Annotated in this window: 14 protein-coding genes; 3 read left to right on the forward strand and 11 right to left on the reverse strand. The window is 61.0% G+C overall.

Annotation, left to right across the window (positions count from 1 at the left end):
* Positions 1-32 precede the first annotated feature (32 nt).
* Both G9X67_RS34130 and G9X67_RS34135 read left to right on the forward strand, forming a co-directional pair.
* Entirely contained in the window at positions 33-2,555 is a 2,523-nt protein-coding gene (locus G9X67_RS34130) for a methyl-accepting chemotaxis protein (RefSeq protein WP_171600723.1), read from the forward strand.
* A 266-nt stretch (positions 2,556-2,821) separates the two neighbouring features.
* Complete coding sequence (locus G9X67_RS34135; RefSeq protein WP_171600724.1) at positions 2,822-3,634, forward strand: hypothetical protein; 813 nt, start codon at positions 2,822-2,824, stop codon at positions 3,632-3,634.
* A gap of 94 nt (positions 3,635-3,728) precedes the next feature.
* On the opposite strand, the gene G9X67_RS34140 is transcribed toward G9X67_RS34135, so the two are convergent.
* The 10 genes from G9X67_RS34140 to G9X67_RS34185 all read right to left on the reverse strand — a co-directional run bounded on the left by G9X67_RS34140 (position 3,729) and on the right by G9X67_RS34185 (position 15,872).
* Entirely contained in the window at positions 3,729-6,899 is a 3,171-nt protein-coding gene (locus tag G9X67_RS34140) for a multidrug efflux RND transporter permease subunit (RefSeq protein ID WP_171600725.1), read from the reverse strand.
* A gap of 41 nt (positions 6,900-6,940) precedes the next feature.
* Positions 6,941-8,137 (reverse strand): efflux RND transporter periplasmic adaptor subunit, encoded by a 1,197-nt coding sequence (locus G9X67_RS34145; protein ID WP_138334961.1) that lies wholly within the window; start codon positions 8,135-8,137, stop codon positions 6,941-6,943.
* 272 nt (positions 8,138-8,409) lie between these two features.
* Positions 8,410-9,174, reverse strand: coding sequence for a DUF4239 domain-containing protein (locus G9X67_RS34150; protein ID WP_138334962.1), 765 nt, complete (start codon positions 9,172-9,174; stop codon positions 8,410-8,412).
* A gap of 129 nt (positions 9,175-9,303) precedes the next feature.
* Positions 9,304-10,437 carry a calcium:proton antiporter gene (locus G9X67_RS34155; protein ID WP_138334963.1) on the reverse strand — a complete coding sequence of 378 codons (1,134 nt, stop codon included), beginning with the start codon at positions 10,435-10,437 and terminating at the stop codon, positions 9,304-9,306.
* Between the two features lie 238 nt (positions 10,438-10,675).
* Entirely contained in the window at positions 10,676-11,383 is a 708-nt protein-coding gene (locus tag G9X67_RS34160; RefSeq protein WP_171600726.1) for an SDR family NAD(P)-dependent oxidoreductase, read from the reverse strand.
* Between the two features lie 166 nt (positions 11,384-11,549).
* Complete coding sequence (locus tag G9X67_RS34165; RefSeq protein WP_138334965.1) at positions 11,550-11,900, reverse strand: ribbon-helix-helix domain-containing protein; 351 nt, start codon at positions 11,898-11,900, stop codon at positions 11,550-11,552.
* Between the two features lie 25 nt (positions 11,901-11,925).
* Entirely contained in the window at positions 11,926-12,522 is a 597-nt protein-coding gene (locus G9X67_RS34170; protein ID WP_171600727.1) for a DJ-1/PfpI family protein, read from the reverse strand.
* Between the two features lie 104 nt (positions 12,523-12,626).
* Positions 12,627-13,019 carry a DUF779 domain-containing protein gene (locus G9X67_RS34175; RefSeq protein WP_138334984.1) on the reverse strand — a complete coding sequence of 131 codons (393 nt, stop codon included), beginning with the start codon at positions 13,017-13,019 and terminating at the stop codon, positions 12,627-12,629.
* A gap of 218 nt (positions 13,020-13,237) precedes the next feature.
* Complete coding sequence (gene adh / locus G9X67_RS34180) at positions 13,238-14,746, reverse strand: aldehyde dehydrogenase (RefSeq protein ID WP_138334967.1); 1,509 nt, start codon at positions 14,744-14,746, stop codon at positions 13,238-13,240.
* A 157-nt stretch (positions 14,747-14,903) separates the two neighbouring features.
* Positions 14,904-15,872, reverse strand: a complete 969-nt coding sequence (locus tag G9X67_RS34185) for a helix-turn-helix domain-containing protein (RefSeq protein WP_138334968.1) — start codon at positions 15,870-15,872, stop codon at positions 14,904-14,906.
* A gap of 207 nt (positions 15,873-16,079) precedes the next feature.
* Here G9X67_RS34185 and msrB point away from each other — a divergent pair, with 207 nt between their 5' ends.
* A complete protein-coding gene (gene msrB, locus G9X67_RS34190) occupies positions 16,080-16,565 on the forward strand; it encodes a peptide-methionine (R)-S-oxide reductase MsrB (protein WP_171600728.1) in 486 nt (161 codons plus the stop codon).
* 101 nt (positions 16,566-16,666) lie between these two features.
* Here msrB and G9X67_RS34195 read toward each other — a convergent pair whose 3' ends face one another.
* Positions 16,667-17,875: a TIGR03862 family flavoprotein gene (locus G9X67_RS34195; RefSeq protein ID WP_138334970.1), complete on the reverse strand. Its 1,209-nt coding sequence runs from the start codon at positions 17,873-17,875 to the stop codon at positions 16,667-16,669.
* Positions 17,876-18,037 lie beyond the last annotated feature (162 nt).

Consider the following 18,037-nt stretch of genomic DNA (forward strand, 5'->3'; position numbering starts at 1 on the left):
GCTTAGCTCCAATCGGTGGCGAGGGTGCATTCGTGGTAAATGGTTTGATGTCGCGGGTTCGCATTCAGACGAAGGTGCTCGTACTTTTGGCGCCATTCGTCATTAGCCTATGCGCAGTGGGACTGACGGGGTACTACGCGTCCAGCCTTCTCGAGGGACGGATGGAGATCTCCAACCACGTTTTGCAGTCCCTGAACGGGTTCAAACATGTTTCTTCCAGCATGACCGGCTTTCTGATGAAGCCGTCGCAGGAAGCTCGTGATACCGCGCTTGCGGACGCCCGAGAGCAACTGGCAAACCTGAAGCAGACGATCGAGAGGCTAAGGGCGACGACTGATGTGGGGCTTCTTGACCGGGCGCTTGATCAATCGCAAATCATTCCACAAAAGATCGAAGCGATTTGGCAAATCGCAACGGGACAGCAGAAAATTCTCAGTGATGTGGACGCTGCTTCCGCGGCACTTCTTGACCTGCAAGGGCAGGTTGGCAAGCGCTCGTTCATGCTGATGGCCAGTGCGAAAAAGATGGAAAATGCCAACAAGAGCGGCCTGAGCAATTCCGTTTCCATCAGCGCCGCCGCCAGTGTCGCGACAAAACTTCGCAATGACTATGCGAACGCGACGACGCCGGCTGACAAAGTTAGCCTGCTAGCCAAATATGCGCCCGATTTGCAAAAGGCCAAGGAGCAGCTTTCGCCTGCTGTAGCGACCGAAGCCCTCGCCGCGCAGTATGCCGCTGCTGTGGATGCCATCGCCAACGCTTCGAAGGTGTCGCCTGACACTTTGGATGTCCCAACAACGGATGCCGCCGTCGCCAATCTTGCTGCAACTGGCGACAGTCTCAAGACGATTGGCGACGATCTGATGCGGACCTCCGTGCTTGCGCTTGCCGCGTCGGACAAGGATATCTCTCAGGCGACGAATGTCGGCAACGAACTGCGCGCCATCGTTAACAGCAATAACGAGATCCGCGTCGGCTTCGCCGAACTCGCCGGCAATCCAGACGACGCGCGAGTGAAGAAAGTCCAGCAGTCGATCTACATGTATCAGACCGAGCTCGGCCGTCTCGCCGGCGTGGTGAACGACGATCCGGTCTTTGCCGAAATTCCGAAGAAGGCTCAACCCGTCCTCGATTTGCTTGCGGCGAACGCGGCAGCGCTCTCCGAAGGTGCGGTGCGCAAGCTGGCTGAGTTCGACAGCGCTGCTGGGCAGATCGACAACACCTGGAACCTGCTTGCTCAATTCGCCGAGACACAGAGGCAAAATGCTGGGCAGGATCGTCAACAGGCCAATAGGATATCCGGCGGCGCGATTGTCATCGGCATACTGATCGCTATGACCGCGGGTGCGGCGCTGGTCGTCACCCTGAAGGGACCGATCACCCAGATTACCGCAGCGATGCGCAAGATCGCAGAGGGAAGGCTCGATACCGCAATTACCGGCGAGGCACGGGGCGACGAAATCGGGGAAATGGCGCGTGCGCTTTCCGTCTTCAAACAAAATGCCCTGTCGAATGTCGAAATGGAACAACAGGCCGAGATCGCGCGTAGTGATGCGGAATCTGAGCGCGCCCTCAACGAACTCGAGCGACGTAGCGCCAAAGCCCAGGTTGACGCCGCAATCGAGGCGCTTGCAGAGGGACTCACACGGCTGTCGCGCGGGGAGTTGAATTTTTCGATCGATACGCCCTTTGCCTCCGAACTCGACCGGATCCGCACCGATTTCAACATGTCGGTGGCGGGTCTCAGGGAGACGCTCTGCGATATCCGCGAGACGTCTTCTCTTATCAGCGACAATGGCCGACAGATGGCGGAAGCCGTTGATGACCTGGCCAGCCGAACGGAAAAGCAGGCGGCTGCACTTGAAGAAACCGCAGCGGCAGTGGAGGAGATTTCTTCCGCCGTCAACACCTCTTCGGGACGGGCAGCAGCAGCGCTTGCGCTTGTCCAACGCGCCAAACAGGGCGCCGACGCCTCGGCTTCGGTGGTCCAAAACGCGGTTTCGGCCATGGGACGGATTGAGGACGCGTCGGGCAAGATTGTTCAGATTGTCAGCGCCATCGACGCCATCGCTTTCCAGACCAATCTCTTGGCCCTAAATGCGGGAGTCGAAGCGGCAAGAGCGGGTGAGGCCGGCAAGGGCTTTGCTGTCGTGGCACAGGAGGTGCGGGAGCTGGCGCAGCGATCGGCTCGCGCAGCCAAGGAAATCGGCGAACTCATCAACAATTCCGTCCGCGAGGTTGCGTCCGGCTCCGAATTCGTCGGCCGCACCGGCAATGCGCTGATGGAGATTTCCAGCGAGATCGTCCACATCGTCGGTCATATCGAGCTCATCGCCTCGTCAAGCCGCGACCAAGCGACGACACTCCATTCGATCAACGCATCGGTGAACGATATTGATCGAATGACGCAACAAAATGCGGCGATGGTGGAAGAGACGAATGCTGCCACCCGACAGCTATCGTCCGAGGCGCTTGCACTTACCGACATGATTGCACGCTTTCGGCTTGAAGGCCGCGAGAGCCCGGCTTCAAGAGGGTACGAGGCTGCGGCATAACAGCAGCATGTATTCGCAGAACCTGTTAATTTGCTTTGAGATGCATGGTTTCCGATCAGAAGGCTGATGAGTGATACGTTTCCCTTGATCAGTTTTCAGGCGCACGATCGTTGCTAAAATAGCAATATTCTAATATACGTGGAGCCGGCGTTTTAATATTTTCGCAGCGGCAAGCAACGTCCCTCCAATTGGCGGGCGTTTATTATCCTATTCAGCAGGGTGTTCGACTTCATGAAGTAGATCAGAGATTTATGGGGGGAGGAATAATGCGAAAATGGGCATCTTCTTTACTGACGGCTCCGCACGCAAGGTGTCGTCTTCCGTTTACAGTCTCGGGATTGCCAGCGCTCTTTGTCGTGGTGCTCTTTGCCGGTGTCGCTTCCGCGCAGGCGCCGACTGAAGAGCAGCGCAATGCGATCAGGGCGGAATGCCGCTCCGATTTCATAGCGCAATGTTCAGGGGTGACGCCGGGCGGCATCGAGGCGCTCACCTGTCTGCAACAGCATAATGCCACACTGTCAGCGGGCTGCCGGAAGGCGGTGTCGGCGGTGAGCAAACCCAAGTCGACATCTGCGGAGCCGGCTCCGGCGGCGCCAGCAACGACTGGGGCGACCAGTCCGGCACCTGCGACGGGCGCACCGGCGCATCAGCCGACGCAGGCGCAGCGCAACGCCGTCAAATCGGCCTGCCAACGCGATTTCCTGGCGCAATGCTCCGGCGTCACACCGGGCGGCTCCGAAGCACTCAGTTGCCTGCAGCAGCACAATGCCGCTCTGTCGGCGCCGTGTCAGCAAGCCGTTGCGGCATTGGGAGGATCAACCGGCGGAGGATCAGTCGGATCAACCCCAGCCGCCGGCGGTGCCGCGGCGACGGTTGCGACGACGCCTGCTCCTCGAGCCATGATGCCGGCCTTCTCGCCACGCGAGGAACTGATGATCCTGCGCGAAACCTGCGGATCGGATTTTCAGGCGCTGTGTCGCATGGTGCCTTTGGGCGGAGGGCGAGCTATGGCTTGCCTGCGGGACAATCTGCAACGCGTGTCGCCTGCCTGTCATAGGGTGCTGACCTCGGGACTATAGCGTCTGTTCGAATCTCCGGCTGAGGAGCCCCCCAACGGCAACCTGCTTCCGCGCGAAACCGCAAGTGATCGCGCGACAGGCTGTTGCCACAGCCTTACTGAACCTTCGATATCTCCGTTTCGGCGAGGCCCGCGGTCTTTGTGCGCCCTTTCCAATATTCCTCGAGGCGCTGCAACAGGACGTAGAAGGACGGGACAAAGAGCACGGCGAGGCAGGTCGAGGCGATCATGCCACTGAAAACAGATATGCCGATCGATTTGCGGGCGGATGCGCCGGCGCCGGTCGCCAGCACCAGCGGCAGGACGCCGAGGATAAAAGCGAAGGACGTCATCAGAATTGGCCGGAAACGCAAGCGGGCGGCTTCGACGGCCGCATCCAGTATTTCCATGCCTTCCGCCCGCCTTTCCCTAGCATATTCGACGATCAGGATGGCATTCTTCGACGCAAGCGCGATCAGCAGGATAAGGCCGATCTGCGTATAGAGGTTGTTGGCAACGCCGGCTGCCATAAGCGCTGCCACCGTGCCGAGGAGAGCGAGCGGCACGGCGAGAAGGACTGCCAGCGGCAAGAGCCAGCTTTCATACTGGCCGGCGAGCACGAAATAGACGAGGAGCATGGCAAGCGCGAAGATGAAATAGATCTGCCCGCCCACGGCCTTCTCCTGATAGGACAGCGCCGTCCACTCGAAGCCCGTGCCCGGCGGCAGTGTCTGATCGGCAATCTGCTCCATGACGTCGAGCGATTGGCCGGAACTGAAGCCGGCGGCAGGCCCGCCAACGATGGTTGCGGACGGGTAGAGATTGTAGAGGCTGATCAGGGAGGGGCCTTGTGTCGTCGTGACATCGACGACCGTGCCGAGCGGCACCATCGTGCCGTCACCGGCCTTGACCTTCAGATTGCGGATGTCTTCAGCGCTGACCCGGAAGTCGGAAGCGGCTTGCGCATAGACCTGGAAGGTGCGGCCAAATTTGTTGAACTGGGTGACATAGCTCGATCCGACATAGCCGGAGAGAGCGGAGAAGACCTGGCCCACCGTAATTCCCAGCGTCTCCGCTTTTATCCGATCAACGGAAACCGCGAGTTGCGGCACGTTCGAGCGAAAAGGCGTGCTCAGCCTTTGCAGCGACGATTGGGCACTGCCGTTCTTGACGATCGTATCGGCAAGCGATTGCAGCAGCGGGTAGTCGGAAATGCCGTTCCTGATCTCGACCTGCATGGTAAAGCCGCTGGCATTGCCGACGCCCTGGATCGGAGGCGGCACGACCACCAGCGTCTTGGCGGCCAGCACACTTTGCAGCGCGCCATTCAAATGCTGGTAGATCGACAGCAGATCTTGTCCCTTTTCCTTGCCGCGCTCGTCCCAATCCTTCAGCACGACATAGGCGACGCCGGCATTCTGCAGGCTGGCATTGTTGTCGAGAACGGAAATGCCGCTGATGGTCAGCACCTGATCGACGCCGGGCGTGGCTTCGGCGATCTTGCCGACCTCTTCCATCACCGTGTCCGTGCGTTCCTTCGACGCGCCATCTGGCAACTGCGCGCTGATCAGCACATAGCCTTGATCCTCGATGGGCAGAAACGCAGTCGGCAGCCGGGCGAGCCCCCAGACGGCGACACCGATCAGCGCAAGTGCTGCTATGACCATGATGCCGCTGTGGCGGGTCATCGATCCGATCAGCCCGGCATAGCTGCGTTCACCCCTGTCATAGACCCTGTTGAAGCCGCGATAGAAGATGTTGCGTTTCTCGGGCGCGGCCGGCGGCCGCAGCCAAAGGGCGCATTGCGTCGGTTTCAACGTGACGGCATTGATCGCGCTGATCAGTGCCGTGGCGGCGATGACGAGCGCGAATTGCCGGTAGAGCTGTCCGGTCAGGCCGGGCAGGAAGGCGGCCGGAATGAAAACGGCCATCAGCACCAGCGTGATGCCGATGACCGGGCCGAGCAGTTCCTCCATCGCCTTTTCGGCCGCCTTTCGGCCGGACATGCCCGCCTCGATGTGTCGGGCGACTCCCTCGACGATAACGATGGCATCATCGACGACGATGCCGATGGCGAGAACGATGGCAAACAGCGTCGACAGGTTGACGGTGAAGCCCAGTGCCGCCATGGCCGCGAAGGCGCCGATGATGGTGACCGGAACTGTGGTCGCCGGCACCAGCATCGCCCGCCAATCCTGCAGGAAAACGAGAATGACGATGAGAACGAGAACGCCGGCCTCGATCAAGGTGACGTAAACTTCGTCAATGGAAGCCTCGACGAATTTCGTCGTGTCGAACGGCACGTGATATTCGAGGCCCGGCGGGAAGCTCTTCGAGAGCTCCTGCATTTTCGTGTTCACCGCTTGGGCCACCGCGATGGCATTCGCCTCCGGCAGCTGAAAAATGCCGATCCCAGCCGCCGGTCGGCCGTTCTGCATGAAGGACTGGCTGTAAGTCTGGGCGCCGAGTTCGACGCGGCCGATATCGCGGATGCGGGTAATGCGGCCGCCCTGTCCGCTCTCGACCTTGACGACGATGTTTTCGTAGTCGGCCGCCTCGTTCAATCGGCCATTGACGTTCAGCGTGTATTGGAAGACCTGCCCCTTCGGCACCGGCGGAATGCCGATCTGGCCGGCGGCAACCTCCTGGCTCTGCTGCTGCACGACGCTGACCACATCCTGTGGCGTCAGGCCGCGTGCCTGCAGCAGGTTCGGATCCATCCAGATGCGCATGGCATACTGCCCGGCACCGAACACCGTGACGTTGCCGACACCCGGCAGGCGGGCGAGTTCATTCTGCAGATTGATGACGGCGTAGTTCGACAGGAACAGGCTGTCATAGCGGCTGTCGGGCGAGGTCAGGCTGACGAAGCCGAGGATCGCCGTCGACTTCTTTTGCGTCGTCACACCCTGAAGCTGCACCGCTTCGGGAAGCGATGACATCGCTATGGCGACGCGGTTTTGCACCAGAACCTGGGCCTGGTCCGGATCCGTTCCGATGGCGAAGGTCACGGTCAGGGAATAGGTGCCGTCGCTGGCGCTCGTCGACTGCATATAGAGCATGTCCTGCACGCCGTTGACCTGCTGCTCGATCGGCAGCGCGACGGTATCGACGAGGGTCTGGGCGCTGGCGCCCGGGAAGCGCGTCGTCACCAGCACCGTCGGCGGAACGACATTCGGATATTGCGCCACAGGCAGCTGGAACAGGGCCACCGCGCCGATGAGCACGAAAACCAACGCCAGAACATTGGCGAGTATCGGTCGCTCGATGAAGAAACGCGAGATCATGCTGGTGTCCTTAGACGTTCAGATGAAGCATGGCGGCGGATTCATTGCGTGGTGGTCTTGGCCTTGGCATCGCCGGCGGCATTGGCCGTCGGGTTCATTTCCATCTTCTCGGGGGTGACCTTGCTGCCGGGAATGGCCTGCTGGATACCTTGGGTCACCACCCAGTCAGCCGGATCGAGGCCGGACTGGATAACCCGAAGCGGACCTTCACGCTGGCCGGTCTTGACCTGCTTCTGCTCAACGACGTCGTCCTTGCCGAGAACAAGCAGGTAGCTGCCCAGCTGGTTTGTCCCGATGGCGTCGTCGCGCACCAGCAGAGCCTTGTCATTATGGCCGACCGGCACCCGAACCCGCACGAAGAGACCGGGCAGCATGGCGTGGTCCTTGTTGTCGAAGAGGGCGCGCACCTGAAGCGTGCCTGTGGAGGCATCGAGCTGCGGCGAGACGTAATCGAGATGTCCCTTATGCGGGTAGCCTTCCTCGGTCTGCAGGCCGAGTTCTGCCGGAATGCTTGGAAGATCCGTCTGCTTGAAGGTGCGCCCCTGCCTTGCCAGGGTTTCCTTGATCATCAGCACCTGGGTTTCGCTGACGTTGAAATAGGCATAAAGCGGATCCGTCTGAACGATGCTGGCGAGTTTGGTGGGACCGGATACGCCGACGAGCGCGCCGATATCGACGAGGTGATCGGTGACGGTGCCGTCGAACGGGGCAAGCACCTCCGTATATCCGAGGTTGATCGTCGCGAGATCGAGATTGGCCTGAGCGTTGAGGATGGATGCATTCGCCTCGTCGAGGGTCGCCTTGGCGCTGTCAACCGCGGTCTGGGTGGTGACCTGTTGCTTCGACAGATTGAGCTGGCGGTCATACTCCTGCTTTGCGCCGACTTGGGAAGCCTGCTGCGAGGCGAGTGACGCCTTCGCCTGATCCAGTTGCGCCTGATAGGTGTTGCGTTCAATTCCGAAGAGCTTGGTGCCCTTCATCACCGTCATGCCGTCCTGGTAGTCGATCGATTGGACGTAGCCTTGGACGCGCGCCTCGATATCGACGGAGTTGAGCGGCGCCGTGTTGCCGGTGAGTTCGAAATAGAGCGTCACCGGTTGCTGGATCGGCTGGGCGACCCGAACCGGAGGTGGAGGAGGGGCAACGTAAGTATTGCCGCTTTCCTCACAGCCACTGAGAATTGCCATGCCGGCGAGCACCACAGACAGGTGCAGACCCTGATACAATCTCACACGCATTGCCGCCGCCCCGATGTTTACGAGCCTACTACATAATTCATCAAATCGAATCGGTTTGTTGAATTATGAAGCAATTTCAACGAGCTACTGCGTCTTTTGCGCGTCTGAATAGACGCGCGGCGCCGTAGTCTTCATGCGTGCCTCGGTGGAGACGACCCCTCTCCGAAAAGTTCCGGGCATGCGATATTATGTCGCGGCATTGCTAAAAATTGCAATAGCTGCTGGTGCACAATTAAACTGTGAGCTCGTCCTCGACGGATGCCATGATGCGGCTATGGTTTCCCCAGCCGTTCGATGGCAAACTGTAGTGGTGCATCCGAAACACGGATCAGCCCAACATATGGGTTCGCCATATCCGAAACCAGGAAGATGGCGCCGGCGACGGACAGGGCGCAGACGAGCAGAATTGACAGCACCGTCGGATTGGCCGGCGCCTGCAGCCCGAAGGTCGCAAAGAGCAGCGAAAGCCAACAGACGAGAACGGTCAAAAAAGCCCAGGGCAAGCCCTCTTTGCCGGATTCGACCAACAGCCAGTGGGTCTCGGCCACCATGCCGCTCACTTCCAGCGCACGCGCCTGGAGAGAGTGCTGCACGGCATCCCTCGGCGCCAGGGATCGAAGGTCGGCCTGAACCGCCTCGATATCCTGATATTCCCCCGGCGCATTGCCGGATGTCTCGTCGATGGTCTCGGCAGTCCAGCCACGGCTCAGCCGTTTCTCGATGAGTTCACGCAGCAATTGACGTGCCTTGTCGGTTTCCGGCCCGTATTGCGCCATGACCCGGTCAAGCAGGAGTACCCGTGCCGCCGCCGTTCTCATTTCCACTTCGGCATTGTCATAGGACGACTTGGCGGATGCGATCAGAAGGCCGAGCGCCAGGGCCGACAGCGTTCCCACCACTGCGGTCGCCAGCCTGATGACGTCCTTGGATTCTGCATTGAGATGGTGATCCGGCAAGCGGCCGCGCACCATCAATCCTAACGATGTTGCCATCGACAGGAAAACAAATACAAGCCCGCCAACCAACAGTGAGCCCAAGCCCTGTCTCCGTATCGCCACGTAAGTCCTGCAGTCACCTTGCAAGCTGTGCTGCTATCATAGCGGAAGACAGACCAAGCGCGGAACTCTTTACTTTCCTGATCTTGTGCGGCCGCAATCGGGCGGGTTTCATTGCTGGAAAATCAGCAGCACGTAAGCCAGAAAAAGCACCAGATGGACAGCACCTTGCATGAGATGCGTGCGGCCGCTGGCAAAGGTGATGATGCTAACGGCAAGAGTGAGCAGGAGCATCACCAGATCTCCATGTTCCAGGCCGAGGGTTACCGGGTGCCCGTAAAGACGGCTGATGACAAGCATCGCCGGCACGGTCAGCCCGATCGTCGACAATACCGAACCAAGGAAGATGTTGACGGCGCGCTGAAGATTGTTGGCGATGGATGCACGCACGGCGCTGATTGCCTCGGGCGTCGCCACAAGGATGGCCATGACAACACCGCCAAATGCGGTTGGGGCATGCAGGGTTTCGATAATGTAATCGATCGGCCGCGCAAGCTGTTCGACCAGAAAGACGACGGGACCCATATAGGCGAAAAGCAGAATGGCATGAGGCCAGACCGGCCCGCGGGGAGGAGCATGTTCACCATGATGCTCGTGCCGATTGCTGTCGTCGGCGAAATAGTCCCGATGACGGCCGGCCTGAAGAAACAGAAACGTAGCGTAAAGACCGACCGATATTATACCCAGTATCAGTTGTCTCGATGCGGATGGATGCTGTCCGTCTGGGCCCGCAAGAAATGTCGGCATCACCAGGCTCAGGGTCGCCAGCGGGACGATGACCCCGAGATAGGCGTTGGCGCCCTGCAGGTTATGCTGTTGTTCCGGTCGCCGCCATGCGCCCAGCAGCAAGGACAGGCCGACCATGCCGTTCAGGATGATCATGACGACCGCAAAGAGCGTGTCGCGCGCAAGCGTGGGGTTGTTCTCGCCGTGAAGCATGACGGCGGATATTGCCATCACCTCGATCGAGGTGATGGCGAGCGTCAGAATGAGGGTGCCGTAAGGCTCCTTCAACCGCTCCGCCAGGTGATCCGCATGCCGCACGACCGACAGAGCGGAGCCGAGGACGACGGCAAACAGCCAGACGAAAACCACAGTGAACCAAAGGGGATCGGAAAGCTGCCCGAAGAGCTGCTCCTGGAAGGTAAGGAACGCCAGGCTGGTCGCGACGCTGACGCCGAGGAACCATTCCTCGCGCACCAGGCTGGTTGCGCCGACGGCGCGCAATGCCGGACCCTCCGTCATCGAAACCATCCGCCTTCTGGCAAATGCCGCCGCAATGCGATCATCAACACCATGGTGTCCGCCCGCTGTTCTCCTGCCCGTCCCATGAGCAGGACGCAGACGAGGCTGCCTCAAGGCGAACCGAAGCTCAAGCCAGATCGTGTGTCACTGAATAAAACTTGCAGGACTCTGTCGTGTCATCACCCACTGATCTCGACAAAGTAGCAATCGCGGGCGATCGATCACGCCACGTCTTCCGTTATTCGCGGCCGGTCGCCGGGATTGCCGCGCCGGTGACGACGGCTGCGGCCGGCGAAATCAGGAAGGCGATGAGGCAGGCGATCGATTGCGGCGATACCCAGCCGTCCGTCTTCGCATCGGGCATGGCCGCGCGATTCTCAGGCGTGTCGATCGTCCCGGGCAGGATGCAGTTGGCGGTGATGCGGTCGTCGCGGCATTCGGCAGCGATCGCCTCGGTCAGCCGGATGACGGCGGCTTTCGAGGCGGCGTAAGCGGCCTGCTTGGCGCCGGCCTTCAGGCCCGGCGCGGCAGCGATATGAACGATACGGCCGTAGCCGGCCGCCTTCATGGTCGGGAGAACCGCGGCGCTGATGGTCAGCGCAGTGCGGGCGTTTGCGGTCATCATCGTCTCCCACTGCGCGGGCGCCTCCGGCCCGACCGGCCCCATCTGGAAACCACCGACGGTGTTGACCAATGCGCTCACGCCGCCGAAGCGCTTGACGGCCCGGGCGACAGCGGCGGCACAGGAAGCATAATCGGTGAGATCCGTTCCCGCGATCGACAGAAATTCCGTAGAGGCAGGAAGATCGCCGGCCAAGGCTTCCAGCTCATGGCTCGAACGGTTCATGCAGACGAGTTTTGCGCCGGCATTGGCAAGCTCGCGGACAACGGCGCTGCCGAGGTTGCCGCCGGCTCCGGTGACGATCACGGCTTTCTGGTCTTTCATGACAATCGATCTCCTGACGGTGCCCGCGCTGGACGGTGCCGCGCATTGTTGATCCAGGCTGCGCTGCAGCGCAAGCCCGCCGCCCAAGACAAGGTCAGATGTTTGCGAAACGGCCCGCGGAGCTATCCGCGGGCCGTTCGTCTTTGATCGTCTGCCGGACCAGCTTTCAATGATATTTCTCGCGCTCGCGGCCGAGGATGACAGGCGCGTCGAGGCCGGCGATGGGACGGGTGACATCGGCCGGGATGTCGCCGGTGAGCTGCAGGTCGAGATAGCGAGCGCAGCAGACCCGCAGGAAGGACGTGAAGTTGCCGAGATCGTGGCCTGCATCGATCGATTCATGATGCAGCCGGGTGATCAGCTGGACGACATTCATGCCGTCGCGGCGGGCGATTTCCTCCAGCTTCGACCAGAAGAAATTTTCCAGCCTGACGCTGGTGACCATGCCGTCGATGCGCAGCGACCGGGTGGCGCTTTCCCAGAGCCGAGCATCCGCCTTGATGAACAGTTCACACATATCGTCCTCCCCGGTGCCGCCCTCCTCAGGCGGCGTTGGTTTCGAGCAGTGTTGCGGCATCGAGCACGGCCATGAACTGGCGCAGCCACGACGGATGCGCCGGCCAAGCGGGCGCCGTGACCAGATTGCCGTCCGAGACTGCATCGCTGATAGCGATGTCGGCATAAATGCCGCCAGCAAGTTCGACCTCCGGCCGGCAGGCGGGATAGGCCGAGCAGGTGCGGCCCTTCAAAACGCCGGCTGCGGCGAGCAGTTGTGCGCCATGGCAGATGGCGGCGACGGGTTTTCCTGCGTCGAAGAAGTGCCGGACGAATTTGAGGACGTCGGCATTGAGGCGAAGATATTCGGGCGCGCGGCCGCCGGGGATGACGAGGGCATCGTAATCTTCGGCGCACACACTGTCGAAAGTGGCGTTCAGCGCGAAATTATGGCCGCGCTTTTCGGAATAGGTCTGGTCGCCTTCGAAATCGTGGATGGCGGTGGCGACGGTCTCGCCAGCGTTCTTGCCGGGGCAGACCGCATGGACCGTATAGCCGCAGGCGAGCAGCGTCTGGAACGGCACCATCGTTTCATAATCTTCGGTGAAATCACCTGTTATCATCAGGATCTTTGAAGCTGGCATCGTTTCCTCCCTTTGAAACCAACTGGCGGAGAGTAGCAAAGAGCTGTGGAGAGCAGGTACTATGGGAATACTACAGGCAAAATTCGCACCCGATAAGGCGACCATTAAATCGCCCTGACCTTCACATCAGGCAATGCGCAAGCCTCGCCGCCGCCGAAGAGGCGGGAACGGGTCAGGAAGCGCTTCTCGCGGCCGTTGTCGAGCGAGAACATGCCGCCGCGGCCGGGCACGACGTCGATGATCAGCTGCGTATGCTTCCACGCCTCGAACTGGCTGGCGCTGATATAAACAGGTACGCCGCCGATCTCGCCGAGCTTGACGTCGCTGTCGCCGATCATGAATTCGTTAGCCGGATAACACATGGGCGAGGAGCCGTCGCAGCAGCCGCCGGACTGGTGGAAGAGGATATCGGGATGATCCCGCTTGATTTCTGCGATCAGATCGAGAGCTGTGTCGGTTGCCAGAACACGCGCTTCGCCGTTGACGGTGGTTTCCATCATTCTTCCTCCAAAGTTTCGGGAGGAGAATTCCCCTCCCCAACCCCTCCCCACAAGGGGAGGGACTTACGATGCCGCTCCGATAGCTCACCTCGTTGAAGTTTCGGCAAGAAGATACGTTTTTGGAGCGAGGCAATTCAACGCGTTAAGCCCCTCCCCCTTGTGGGGAGGGGTTGGGGAGGGGTTTTGACACTCCCTCCCGCCAAGCTAGAAGCTTCTCAGAAGAAGCCAAGCGCTTTCGGGCTGTAGCTCACCAGCATGTTCTTGGTCTGCTGGTAGTGGTCGAGCATCATCTTGTGGGTTTCACGGCCGATGCCCGACTGCTTGTAGCCGCCGAAGGCGGCATGGGCCGGGTAGGCGTGGTAGCAGTTGGTCCAGACGCGGCCGGCCTGGATTTCGCGGCCGAAACGGTAGCAGCGATTGGCGTCTCGGCTCCAGACACCGGCGCCAAGACCGTAGAGCGTGTCGTTGGCGATTTCGAGAGCTTCCTTCTCGTTCTTGAAGGTCGTGACCGAAACCACCGGTCCGAAGATCTCCTCCTGGAACACACGCATCTTGTTGTGACCCTTTAAGATCGTCGGCTTGACATAATAGCCGTTCGCCAGCTCGCCGCCGAGATCGTTGCGCGAGCCACCGGTCAGCACCTCGGCGCCTTCCTGCTTGCCGATGTCGAGATAGGCGAGGATCTTTTCCAGCTGCTCCGTCGAAGCCTGGGCGCCGATCATCGTCGCGGTGTCGAGCGGGTTGCCCTGCTTGATCGCCTCGACGCGCTTGACGGCCTTTTCCATGAAGCGGTCGTAGATCGATTCCTGGACGAGGGCGCGGCTCGGGCAGGTGCAGACTTCGCCCTGGTTGAGGGCAAACATCGCAAAGCCTTCGAGCGCCTTGTCGAGGAAATCGTCATCCTCGGCCATCACATCGGCGAAGAAGATGTTCGGCGATTTGCCGCCGAGTTCCAGGGTCACCGGAATGAGGTTCTGGCTGGCATATTGCATGATCAACCGACCGGTCGTCGTCTCGCCGGTGAAGGCGATCTTGGCGACGCGCGGGCTGGTCGCCAGCGGCTTGCCGGCTTCGAGGCCGAAACCATTGACGATGTTGAGCACGCCGGGCGGCAGGAGATCGCCGACGATCTCGGCCCAGAGCAGGATCGAGGCCGGTGTCTGCTCGGCCGGCTTCAGCACGACGCAATTGCCGGCGGCAAGCGCAGGTGCCAGCTTCCAGGTGGCCATCAGGATCGGGAAGTTCCACGGAATAATCTGACCGACGACGCCGAGCGGCTCATGGAAGTGATAGGCGACGGTATCGTGGTCGATTTCGCCGATCGAACCTTCCTGGGCGCGGATGCAGGAGGCGAAGTAGCGGAAGTGGTCGATTGCCAGCGGAATGTCGGCCGCCATGGTTTCGCGGATCGGCTTGCCATTGTCCCAGGTCTCGGCCTGGGCGAGCAATTCCAGCTTGTCTTCCATGCGCTGGGCGATCTTCATGAGGATATTGGAGCGTTCTGCAACCGAGGTGCGGCCCCATTTTTCCTTTGCCGCATGAGCGGCGTCGAGTGCGAGGTTGACGTCCTTTTCATTGGAGCGGGGAATGTCGCAGAGCTTGCCGCCGGTGACGGGCGTGAGGTTTTCGAAGTATTTTCCCTCGACCGGCTCGCGCCATTCGCCGCCGATATAGTTGCCGTATTTCAGCTTGAACGGCGACTCGACGATTTTCTGATGAAGCATGTCATCCTCCCTTGATGATCCAGGTTCCCAAGCGAACCAGTGGGAGGAAAATGTGCATGTTTTGGCGCAGCGAATAGGGTGGGTCTTCCATACCGCAGTGCACAGTGTCGCAGACCTGCGACAGCATCGGGTCACGATTGCTCCAGCATCGGGACCTTTACTCCGATCGGTGGAGATCGAGCTTTTTCATCTTCCTGTGCAGCGTGGCGCGGCTGATGCCGAGCGCGATCGCCGCCTGCGAGACATTGCCGCTGGCGCGCGACAGCGCCCGCAAGAGTGCCGCCTTCTCCGCCTCGACGATCTCGTCCTGCTGGGAGACGCCAGCCTCGTGCAGGACATCGGCCGCCGGAATGCCGGCGGCGATGCGCTTGTCGTCCAGCTGCAACGCGATGCGGGCGGCGCGCGTCGCGCCGAGCACCAGATCGTGCCTGTCGACGGCAAGCAGGGCGGCGGCGGAATTGGCGCCGGCCGGGACCATCAGGAAACGGGCGCCGGCAAAGGCCGAGCGAAAAAGGTTGAGCTCGATGCGCATCGCCGCATCGCGCACGGTCTGCGTCAGGATCGCCAGCGTCATCTCGTTAACGTCTTCGCGGCATGTGGAAATGTCGAGGGCTGCTGCCACCCGCCCACGATGATCGCGGATCGGCGCCGTCGTGCAGCTAAGGCTGGTATTCGAGCTGAAAAAATGCTGATCGCGGAAGATGGCCACGGCGCGCTCATCGGCAAGTGCGGTGCCGATGCCGTTGGTGCCGATGCTGGCCTCTGTCCAGACCGAGCCGGTCCAGAGGCCGAGTTCGCGGAATTCCTTGTCGTCGCCGGCAGCGCCCCGGCGTTCCAGCGCGATGCCGTTCTTGTCGGTCAGAAGCAGGCAGCAGCCGGCCCTGCCAACGGTGGTAAAGAGACGATCGAGCTCTTCCGTCGCGCTGGCGATCAGCTGTTCGGACTGCTCGCGCGCACGGCGGAATTCCTGGTCGGTCAGGCGCAGTGGAGCCCGCTGGTCCTCGGGGGCAAGCTGGTGCATGGTCATGCACCGCCGCCATGAGGCGACAACAGGAGAACTGGCCGCCGCAGAATCACGCTGGGCAGATGTGTAGACGTGCTCGGCGTGCGCTGAGTGTTCGTGCATCGGCTCCTCCCACCGAATTTCAGCACACTCTGATGGAAAAGCGGCTGGTTTGCAATCGGCCGGCGCTGGCGGTCGTCAGCGTGCGACTCTTCCTGACGAACGTGACTGAAATCACATTTCGGTGTTTTGGCGGCCATGGCGTAACAAAAGCCCCTCTCTTTCGTAGTTCTTTGCAGAAGTAAGTTTGCCAGACGAGGAGATCCGACCATGCTGAACAGACGATTGTTGCTGATGGGCGCTGCTTTTGGGGCGCTTGTGGTTCGCTTAGGCCTGGCCGGCAAGGCGATCGCCGGCGAGAGGTTTGCGGTGACCCACACCGAGGAGGAATGGCGCAAGCTGCTGACGCCGGATCAATATGTCATTCTGCGCCAGGCGGGGACGGAACATCCCTTCACCAGTGCCTTGCTGCATGAGGAGCGAAAGGGCAATTTCGCCTGCGCCGGCTGCGACCAGGACCTCTTTTCCTCGACCACCAAATTCGACAGCGGCACCGGCTGGCCGAGCTTCTGGGCGCCGCTTGAAAATGCCGTCGGCACCACCGGCGACACGACCTTCAGCATGGCACGTACCGCCGTGCACTGCAGCCGTTGCGGCGGTCACCTCGGCCATGTCTTTGATGACGGCCCGAGGCCAACCGGGCTTCGCTACTGCATGAATGGGCTTGCCATGACCTTCCATCCGGCCTCGGCCTGATCGAGAGATGATCTTGTTGTTTTGCCTCAGGGCTGACGGCCGCCAGCGCGGATTGAAAGAGTCAGAGCGTCCTTTGTGCGTCCGAAAGAACGCACGGCGCTCTAGCGCTGCAGCCAGGCTTCGATGCCACGGGCTGCCGCCCGGCCGGTCGCCAGGCAGGCGGTGAGGAGATAGCCACCAGTCGGCGCCTCCCAGTCGAGCATTTCGCCGGCGACGAAAGTGCCCGGCAGTGCCTTCAACATGTAGTTTTCGTCGATGCCGCTCCAGCGGATGCCGCCGGCCGAGGAGATCGCTTCGGCGATCGGCCGGGTTTCGATCACCGGCACCGGCAGAGCCTTGATCATGCCGGCGAGACGCTCCGGATCGGTGCGGTCGCGCTCGGGAGCGAGTTCGCGCAGCAGTGCCGCCTTGACGCCCTCGAGGCCGGCGCCCTTGCGCAGGCGGTTTGAAAAGCTCGATTTGGCGTCCTGCCGCGCAAGGTCGCGGCTCAGCCTGTCGATGGTGCGGCCGGGTGCGAGGTCGAGCGTCAGGACGGCGCTGCCATGGTTCAGCAGCCGGTCGCGCAACGCGGCCGTATGGGTATAGATGAGGCTGCCTTCGATGCCGCTGCCGGTGATGACGAATTCGCCGGGAAACGTGCCGGCCTCGGACGTGGCGGTGACCGATTTCACCGGCTCGCCGGCGAAACGCTCGCTGAAATTCCTGCTCCAGCCGACGACGAAGCCGCAATTGGCGGGTTGAAAAGTGTCAATTTCCACACCCTTGCCGGCCAGCCAAGGCACCCAGGCAGCATCGGAGCCGAGGCGCGGCCAGCTTGCGCCGCCGAGCGCCAGCAGGGCTGCGTCACAATGGACGATGCCGCGCCCTTCGGACGTTTCAAAAACATAGCCGTCTTCGGCAAAACCGGTCCAGCGGTGGCGGGTGCGCAGCGTGGCGCCCTGTGCCTCCAGCCGCCTGAGCCAGGCGCGGAGCAAAGGCGAGGCCTTCATCACCTTCGGGAAAACCCGGCCGGACGAGCCGACGAAGGTCTCGGTCCCGAGCTCTGCTGCCCAATTCCTGATATCATCAGGGGTAAACGCATCAAGAGCGGGGCGCAGACGGGCGGAGGCCGCGGCGAAACGCGTGGTGAAACGGGCATAATCCTCAGAATGGGTGATGTTGAGACCCGATTTGCCGGCCAGCAGGAACTTGCGGGCAAAGGTCGGCATGGCGTCATAGACCGTCACCGCATGACCGGAACGGGAAAGCAGTTCGGCAGCCGCGAGACCCGCCGGGCCGCCGCCGATGATTGCAATCCGCTTCTGGTTCATTGATCTCTTCGCCCGATTCTCTCTGCATGCAGTTTTGGCGCGGGCGCGGATCGCCTGCAAGGGCAGAGATTAGAGCAATTCCAGGAAAAGTGTGAAGCGGTTTTCCGTCCGGAATTGCGGGAAAACAAAGAGATAGAGCATTTTCGTGATTCGAAGAAAAAC

Source organism: Rhizobium sp. WYCCWR 11152 (genome assembly GCF_013087615.1).
GTDB classification, from domain to species: Bacteria; Pseudomonadota; Alphaproteobacteria; order Rhizobiales; family Rhizobiaceae; genus Rhizobium; species Rhizobium indicum.